The 5,081-nt window shown below is 42.7% G+C and carries 3 protein-coding genes; 2 read left to right on the top strand and 1 reads right to left on the bottom strand.

The genetic code is table 11. From position 1 onward, the window contains the following. Positions 1-1,327: YadA-like family protein (locus tag IO68_RS0117175; protein WP_023014027.1), on the top strand; the 1,327-nt coding region annotated here is incomplete at its 5' end. Positions 1,328-1,504: 177 nt separating this feature from the next. On the opposite strand, the gene IO68_RS30460 is transcribed toward IO68_RS0117175, so the two are convergent. Continuing rightward, a complete protein-coding gene (locus IO68_RS30460) occupies positions 1,505-2,617 on the bottom strand; it encodes a glycosyltransferase (RefSeq protein ID WP_023014026.1) in 1,113 nt (370 codons plus the stop codon). A 347-nt stretch (positions 2,618-2,964) separates the two neighbouring features. Here IO68_RS30460 and IO68_RS33960 point away from each other — a divergent pair. Beyond that, on the top strand, positions 2,965-5,081 hold a 2,117-nt coding region (locus tag IO68_RS33960), incomplete at its 3' end, for an ESPR-type extended signal peptide-containing protein (protein ID WP_023014025.1).

Here is a 5,081-nt window from a genome sequence, read left to right as displayed (position 1 = left end):
TGATACTGGCGCTAAAGGTGACACGGGTGCTGTTGGTGCAATGGGTGATACGGGAGCTCAAGGTGACACGGGTGCCGTTGGTGCAATGGGTGATACGGGAGCTCAAGGTGACACGGGTGCCGTTGGTGCAACGGGCGATACAGGAGCTAAAGGCGACACAGGTGCGACTGGTAAGAGTGCTTATGAAATTGCTGTTGATAATGGCTATACGGGCACAGAACAACAATGGGTAGATGGACAACAAGGCCAAGGTGGATCATCACCGTTCTTGGATGTGAAAGCCAATCAATCTAGTACTGGTGCTAAAGCGACTGGTTCTGGTGCAACAGCATTGGGCGATGGTGCTATAGCTGATGGCAATAATAATACAGTTGTTGGTTCTGAGGCATCTGCAACAGGAGAGTCAAATACTGTAGTGGGTAAAGGTAACAAAGTTGAAGGAAATCGCTCAGGGGCATTTGGTGATCCAAACGTCATTCAAGCAAACGACAGTTATGCAGTGGGTAATGACAATACCATCACTGGCGATAAAACTTTTGTTGTCGGCAATAATGTAAATACTTCAGCTCAAAATGCTGTTGTATTAGGTAATGATTCAGCTTCAGATCGTGATAACACAGTATCAGTTGGTGCATCAGGAAAAGAGCGTCAAATTATTCATGTTGCAGCAGGCGTAGCAGATACTGATGCTGTAAATGTGAAACAAATGAAAGATGCAGATGCAAAAGTTCTAGGTGATGCAAAAACTTATGCAGATGCAGGAGATGCAACGACATTAAATAATGCTAAAAGCTATACGGACACTCGTGAATCGGTGATTCGTCAGGACTATCAAACAGCGGATGCTAAAGTGCTATCAGATGCGAAAGTCCATGCGGATGCAGGAGATGCCACTACATTAAATAGTGCTAAAGGCTATACAGATAGTCGAGAAACAGTCTTGCGACAAGAGTACAAAACTGCTGATGCTAAAGTGTTATCAGATGCACAAGCTTACACTGATACAAAAGTGACTGATCTCGAAAATAGTTTTAGAGATGTATCTAATCGTGTAGATCAGACTAATCAAACAGTTAGAAAAAATCGTGATATTGCTGCCCAAGGTATCGCAGGTATTAGCGCCATGACGAATATACCGATGCCAGCAGAAACAGGAGCTTCAACAGTTGGAGTTGGTATGGGTTATTACGATAGTCAGTCCGCGATTGCCGTTGGGGCAAGTCATTATTTCGATAATGGTGTTGCGATTAAAGGTGCATTCTCAACTGGCTTTAATAATGGCAATACAACAGCTGTAGGTGCTGGTGTTTCATATTCTTGGAAATAAGGTCATATATTAATAATAAATAGGTAAGTACTCGAGAGTGCCTACCTATTTTTATTCGATAAAAATTTATACAAAAATAAAGAATTCGTATCGACTTATTCTCATCGTTAATAAAATTAAACTTTCATCAATTGTTGAAGAATTCAGAAAGGTTGTACATTTTGCGTAGCTCTTTCATTACTGATAAAACTTTAAATTATCAGTGATCCTTTGCTGTACTGACGCAGGGTACTTTTGTTCTTTAATCAGCTTTAAGATTGCTTGATGTCCATCTTCTCTATAGGCAGGACAATAAGTTGCAGAAACACTGAGTTCATCCAAGGCACGCCATTCATAGACGCTTGTATCGACGAATAAAATATCATCGGGTTGCCCAATCGCAACGGCTTGTGCTGCAAAATAACAAGCTAAATCATACATTTTTTTGAGTCGATAATAACGTGCCAACTCATACAGTGGTTCAGCGCGTTGTTGTCTTGCGATCCATGCTTGTAGGTATGCTCTAAAGACTTGTTCAGTTGGATAATTTAAACGATCCATCAAGCGAGCTGCCCAACATTGTGCAACCCAACGCTCTTCTTCCCAACCACCAGCCTTGGCGCGTTTGTCATAGGCTTGATAGGCGAGTTCAAACAATTCAGCATCACGAAAGCTTTGTGCTAAATAAAACTGATAACGTAAATTATCAGGCTCATCTTTTAAACCTTGTTGCAGAATCGCTACATCTTTTAAATAAGTATCTGGATCATTGCCACGTGCGCCTTCGTCATGGCGTGAAATGACATAAATGCCTTCAAGTTGATGCCATTGATGTGCGGATGGGGAAGCTAAATATTCATGTAACACGCCTTGCCAATGCCAAGAAATTTTAGTCGAAACTAAAGCATTTCGTTGATAACTAAGATTGCCGTGTAAAAAAGTAAAATAATACGCGAGCTCTGAAAAGTTACCCCATTTGACTGTTGGATCAATCTGTAACGTTTCATCGGCATCAATAAACATTAAATAATCGGCGTGGGGTAGCGTATCCGTCAGTGCGAGTTGTAGCGCTTCGCTACGGTTATGTCCAAAATTTTTCCAAGGTCGTTCAAAGAGCTGTCCTTGAATACCTTGCATGTAGTCCTGAATAATGTGTTGTGTGCCATCGGTTGAGCCAGTATCCACAATCACCCACGAATCAATATATGGTCTCACTGACGCCAAGCATTCCAAAATCGCTTTGGCTTCATTCTTGACGATCATATTTAGGCGAATGTGAGGGTGTACTGTTGTTTCTAAATTGGTTTTCATGAGCTTGAATGATGTTTATTTTCCATTTTTTTAGCACTTTCCTGTGAGTTGGGGTGATTGTCAAGAGATTTTAATAATGGAAGTTCAATTAAAATTGGTACAGCTGGATGTTGGTCATAAAGATGTATTGTTAAGTATTGTTAATAAGAGTGCATGAGCTTTAAAGTTTTTCTTTTTCTAGGTTTAAGTGTTATAAAATTAATTTTGTTGTTAAGTTTTTGATTTTTATTTTTATTATTTTTTTGTTTAGATTCATCTTAAATTTCTGCTGTACGGCGCTAGTGTAAAATTTATGTTTTTTGTATTCTGTTGGTAAAGAAAGTATAAGCAATTCTGGGGGTACTGTTGTGAACATTATTTTTAAAGTGATTTATAACCGTTGTTTGGGGTGTTTTGTTGTTGCATCTGAGTTAGCAAAAGGAATAAGTAAGTCACAAACAGGTACGGAGGGGGGGCTCACTGTTCCGACAGAACAAGTGTCAAAGTCGAATCTATCGCCTTTTGTGTTGCGAAGTTTGGTGGCAAGTATTGCTTTATTAATAGGTGGGCAGGCTTTTGCAGACACGTGTGATATAAGTGGCGGGTCAGGAGGGACGAATGGTGGGAGCATTGGGGTATCGGGTGCAATTGCTTGTGGCCTAATTAACAATGCTTATGGTGGTAACAGTAGTGCAGTCGGTTTTAGCAATGACGCTAATGGAACAAACAGTAGTGCCTTTGGGTATGATAACAGTGCAATGGCTAGCAATAGCAGTGCCTTTGGATATAGCAATAATGCAAATGCTAGCAATAGCAGTGCACTGGGCAATAGCAATACTGTTACTGGGGCGGGAACTTACAGTAGCGCAATAGGGGCTTATAGTAACGTACAGTCGCAATATGCAGTTGCATTGGGTGCGGGCAATAGCAGTACGAACGGGGCGCGCATCGGCACTGGCGCAGATGGTTCTGTAGCGATCGGTCGTGATGCCGCGGTGGCGAACAATGCGCAGAATGCGATTGCAATGGGTGTGAGTTCACGGGCAAATGTCAGTGATTCTGAAGCGATAGGTCACAATGCAACAGCGAATAATCAGTACAGTGTTGCATTAGGTACTGATTCGGTAGCTGACCGTAATAACAGTGTATCTGTAGGTAGTTCAACCCGTCAGCGTCAAATTATCAACGTTGCTGAGGGGACAGCAGACACCGATGCGGTGAATCTAAAGCAGTTGAATGACAAAGTCCGTTTTTATGGAGTTAACTCAAGTACAATAACGGATGTCAACTATTATGGCGGTGGTGCGACAGGTGCGTCTGCGCTGGCGTTGGGTCTGAGTGCTCGGGCTTCAGGTTTTGAGAGTGCGTCAGTGGGTGTGGGCAACACGGCTTCTGGTGTTCGCAGCATGGCTATGGGTTATGGCAATATTGCGAATAATGCTTCCAGCACTGCACTTGGTTTTCAGAATAACAACGGAGCAATCGCGGGTTCCTTTAGCAGTGCACTAGGTTATAACAATAAAGCGTTGAGTAATCTGAGTAGTGCAGTTGGCAGTAATAATACGGCTTCGGGAGATATGAGTAGTGCAGTAGGTTTTAATAATAAAGCGGCTGGGGAGTACAGCAGTGCAGGCGGTAGCTATAGCGCAGCCATTGGTAGCAGTTCTGTTGCTCAAGGTGCATCTACGGGAGTTGAGTATACATATACCACAAACTCAAGTGGATCAGTAGACACGATTAATGGTATTGCGATTGAAACAATGGCACAGTCATTGAGTGGATTTCCATGGGGTTTGAATCCATCAAATATCACCTCGATTAATGGTAACAGCAGCTTGAGTACTGAAGCGAAGTTAGCATTTATTGATGCAGTTTTGAACGGTGGTAATATTGCACTGGCAGATAATAGTAGTGTGTTTGGAGTGAGTAGCCAAGCAATAGCAGCAGGTTCAAGTGCGATCGGTTATAACTCTCTTGCTGATGAAGAAAATACTATTTCTGTAGGTCGGTCTGGCTTAGAGAAACGCATTACCAATGTTGCGGCAGGCATCGCAGATACCAATGCTGTGAATTTTGCACAACTTAATTCATTGGTTGGTGTTTTAGGCGGTAGCTTTAATGCCAGTGGGGTTTATACCGCACCAACCTATGTGATTCAAAGTAATAATTATAATACTGTGGGTAGTGCATTTACTGCGATTGACACCAAATTAACCAGTTTGCAAACCCAACTTGATGCGGGTGGTACTGCTGGTAAGAGTGCCTATGAAATAGCAGCTGATAATGGTTTTATTGGCACAGAGTCTGAATGGCTAGCTTCTCTACAAGGTGCTAAAGGCGATACAGGTGCGGTCGGTGCAACTGGTGCCAAAGGTGACACAGGAGCAGTTGGTGCAACAGGCACTCAAGGTGACACGGGTGCAGTTGGTGCAACAGGTGCCAAAGGTGACACGGGTGCAGTCGGTGCGACAGGCGCTCAAGGTGA

The organism is Acinetobacter sp. COS3, assembly GCF_000475335.1.
GTDB lineage: Bacteria > Pseudomonadota > Gammaproteobacteria > Pseudomonadales > Moraxellaceae > Acinetobacter > Acinetobacter venetianus.
The sequence above is the reverse complement of the archived record's forward strand: the minus strand, read 5'-3'. Positions and strand labels throughout refer to the sequence as shown.